The organism is Streptomyces sp. H51 (genome assembly GCF_035656535.1).
GTDB lineage: Bacteria > Actinomycetota > Actinomycetes > Streptomycetales > Streptomycetaceae > Streptomyces.
Genome location: NZ_JAYMHD010000017.1, coordinates 1 through 3,532, shown reverse-complemented (window position 1 = coordinate 3,532; position 3,532 = coordinate 1). Strand labels below are relative to the sequence as shown.

Genomic DNA, 3,532 nt, shown 5'->3' with positions numbered 1-3,532 from the left:
TCCGGCCTACACCCTTACCCCGGGACAACCACCGCCCGGGATGGACTACCTTCCTGCGTCACCCCATCACTCACCTACTACCAGCTCGGGCCACCGGCTCCACCACTCCGACCTCGTCCGAAGACTCAGCCGGCGGCTTCACGGGCTTAGCATCACTGGATTCGATGTTTGACGCTTCACAGCGGGTACCGGAATATCAACCGGTTATCCATCGACTACGCCTGTCGGCCTCGCCTTAGGTCCCGACTTACCCTGGGCAGATCAGCTTGACCCAGGAACCCTTAGTCAATCGGCGCACACGTTTCTCACGTGTGAATCGCTACTCATGCCTGCATTCTCACTCGTCAACCGTCCACAACTACCTTCCGGTGCTGCTTCACCCGGCAGACGACGCTCCCCTACCCATCACAGCCTCCGTTGGGAGTACATGCTGCAATGACACGACTTCGGCGGTACGCTTGAGCCCCGCTACATTGTCGGCGCGGAATCACTAGACCAGTGAGCTATTACGCACTCTTTCAAGGGTGGCTGCTTCTAAGCCAACCTCCTGGTTGTCTCTGCGACTCCACATCCTTTCCCACTTAGCGTACGCTTAGGGGCCTTAGTCGATGCTCTGGGCTGTTTCCCTCTCGACCATGGAGCTTATCCCCCACAGTCTCACTGCCGCGCTCTCACTTACCGGCATTCGGAGTTTGGCTAAGGTCAGTAACCCGGTAGGGCCCATCGCCTATCCAGTGCTCTACCTCCGGCAAGAAACACACGACGCTGCACCTAAATGCATTTCGGGGAGAACCAGCTATCACGGAGTTTGATTGGCCTTTCACCCCTAACCACAGGTCATCCCCCAGGTTTTCAACCCTGGTGGGTTCGGTCCTCCACGAAGTCTTACCTCCGCTTCAACCTGCCCATGGCTAGATCACTCCGCTTCGGGTCTTGAGCGTGCTACTGAAACGCCCTCTTCGGACTCGCTTTCGCTACGGCTACCCCACCCGGGTTAACCTCGCAACACACCGCAAACTCGCAGGCTCATTCTTCAAAAGGCACGCAGTCACGAGAAGCACCGAAGTGCTTCCGACGCTCCCACGGCTTGTAGGCACACGGTTTCAGGTACTATTTCACTCCGCTCCCGCGGTACTTTTCACCATTCCCTCACGGTACTATCCGCTATCGGTCACCAGGGAATATTTAGGCTTAGCGGGTGGTCCCGCCAGATTCACACGGGATTTCTCGGGCCCCGTGCTACTTGGGTGTCTCTCAAACGAGCCGCTGACGTTTCGACTACGGGGGTCTTACCCTCTACGCCGGACCTTTCGCATGTCCTTCGCCTACATCAACGGTTTCTGACTCGTCCCACGGCCGGCAGACCGTGGAAGAGAGATCCCACAACCCCGCATACGCAACCCCTGCCGGGTCTCACACGCATACGGTTTGGCCTCATCCGGTTTCGCTCGCCACTACTCCCGGAATCACGGTTGTTTTCTCTTCCTGCGGGTACTGAGATGTTTCACTTCCCCGCGTTCCCTCCACTTGCCCTATGTGTTCAGGCAAGGGTGACAGCCCATGACGACTGCCGGGTTTCCCCATTCGGACACCCCCGGATCAAAGCCTGGTTGACGACTCCCCGGGGCCTATCGTGGCCTCCCACGTCCTTCATCGGTTCCTGGTGCCAAGGCATCCACCGTGCGCCCTTAAAAACTTGGCCACAGATGCTCGCGTCCACTGTGCAGTTCTCAAACAACGACCAGCCACCCGTCACACACCGACATCATCGATGCTTCACCGGGGCCGGCATCCGAGGGTTCATTCCCTCAGACACCCAACAGCGTGCCCGGCCAGGCCCCGTCCGGAGATCATGCGTTCCACGCTCTTGCGAGCAGTACTGGCAAGCCCCCGACCCGTGAACCCGGTCGAATAATCAACGTTCCACCCATGAGCAACCAGCACCGGACACTCGCCGGTGTACTGGCCTCTGGACCGCCAGGCGGCCTAGAAGTGCTCCTTAGAAAGGAGGTGATCCAGCCGCACCTTCCGGTACGGCTACCTTGTTACGACTTCGTCCCAATCGCTAGTCCCACCTTCGACAGCTCCCTCCCACAAGGGGTTGGGCCACCGGCTTCGGGTGTTACCAACTTTCGTGACGTGACGGGCGGTGTGTACAAGGCCCGGGAACGTATTCACCGCAGCAATGCTGATCTGCGATTACTAGCAACTCCGACTTCATGGGGTCGAGTTGCAGACCCCAATCCGAACTGAGACCGGCTTTTTGAGATTCGCTCCACCTCACGGTATCGCAGCTCATTGTACCGGCCATTGTAGCACGTGTGCAGCCCAAGACATAAGGGGCATGATGACTTGACGTCGTCCCCACCTTCCTCCGAGTTGACCCCGGCGGTCTCCTGTGAGTCCCCATCACCCCGAAGGGCATGCTGGCAACACAGAACAAGGGTTGCGCTCGTTGCGGGACTTAACCCAACATCTCACGACACGAGCTGACGACAGCCATGCACCACCTGTACACCGACCACAAGGGGGACCCTGTCTCCAGGGTTTTCCGGCGTATGTCAAGCCTTGGTAAGGTTCTTCGCGTTGCGTCGAATTAAGCCACATGCTCCGCTGCTTGTGCGGGCCCCCGTCAATTCCTTTGAGTTTTAGCCTTGCGGCCGTACTCCCCAGGCGGGGAACTTAATGCGTTAGCTGCGGCACCGACGACGTGGAATGTCGCCAACACCTAGTTCCCACCGTTTACGGCGTGGACTACCAGGGTATCTAATCCTGTTCGCTCCCCACGCTTTCGCTCCTCAGCGTCAGTAATGGCCCAGAGATCCGCCTTCGCCACCGGTGTTCCTCCTGATATCTGCGCATTTCACCGCTACACCAGGAATTCCGATCTCCCCTACCACACTCTAGCTAGCCCGTATCGAATGCAGACCCGGGGTTAAGCCCCGGGCTTTCACACCCGACGTGACAAGCCGCCTACGAGCTCTTTACGCCCAATAATTCCGGACAACGCTTGCGCCCTACGTATTACCGCGGCTGCTGGCACGTAGTTAGCCGGCGCTTCTTCTGCAGGTACCGTCACTCTCGCTTCTTCCCTGCTGAAAGAGGTTTACAACCCGAAGGCCGTCATCCCTCACGCGGCGTCGCTGCATCAGGCTTTCGCCCATTGTGCAATATTCCCCACTGCTGCCTCCCGTAGGAGTCTGGGCCGTGTCTCAGTCCCAGTGTGGCCGGTCGCCCTCTCAGGCCGGCTACCCGTCGTCGCCTTGGTGAGCCGTTACCTCACCAACAAGCTGATAGGCCGCGGGCTCATCCTTCACCGCCGGAGCTTTCAACCCCCACAGATGCCTGCGGAAGTGATATCCGGTATTAGACCCCGTTTCCAGGGCTTGTCCCAGAGTGAAGGGCAGATTGCCCACGTGTTACTCACCCGTTCGCCACTAATCCACCCCGAAGGGCTTCATCGTTCGACTTGCATGTGTTAAGCACGCCGCCAGCGTTCGTCCTGAGCCAGGATCAAACTCTCCGTGAATGT

Annotated in this window: 2 rRNA genes (1 of these 2 cut by a window edge); both read right to left on the bottom strand. The window is 58.7% G+C overall.

What is annotated here, in order from left to right:
• A 23S ribosomal RNA gene (locus tag VKA29_RS04675) occupies positions 1-1,702 on the bottom strand (it extends 1,492 nt beyond the left edge of the window).
• A gap of 301 nt (positions 1,703-2,003) precedes the next feature.
• Positions 2,004-3,529: ribosomal RNA gene (locus VKA29_RS04670) — 16S ribosomal RNA — on the bottom strand.
• Together the 16S and 23S rRNA genes form the textbook arrangement of a ribosomal RNA operon.
• Positions 3,530-3,532: the final 3 nt, after the last annotated feature.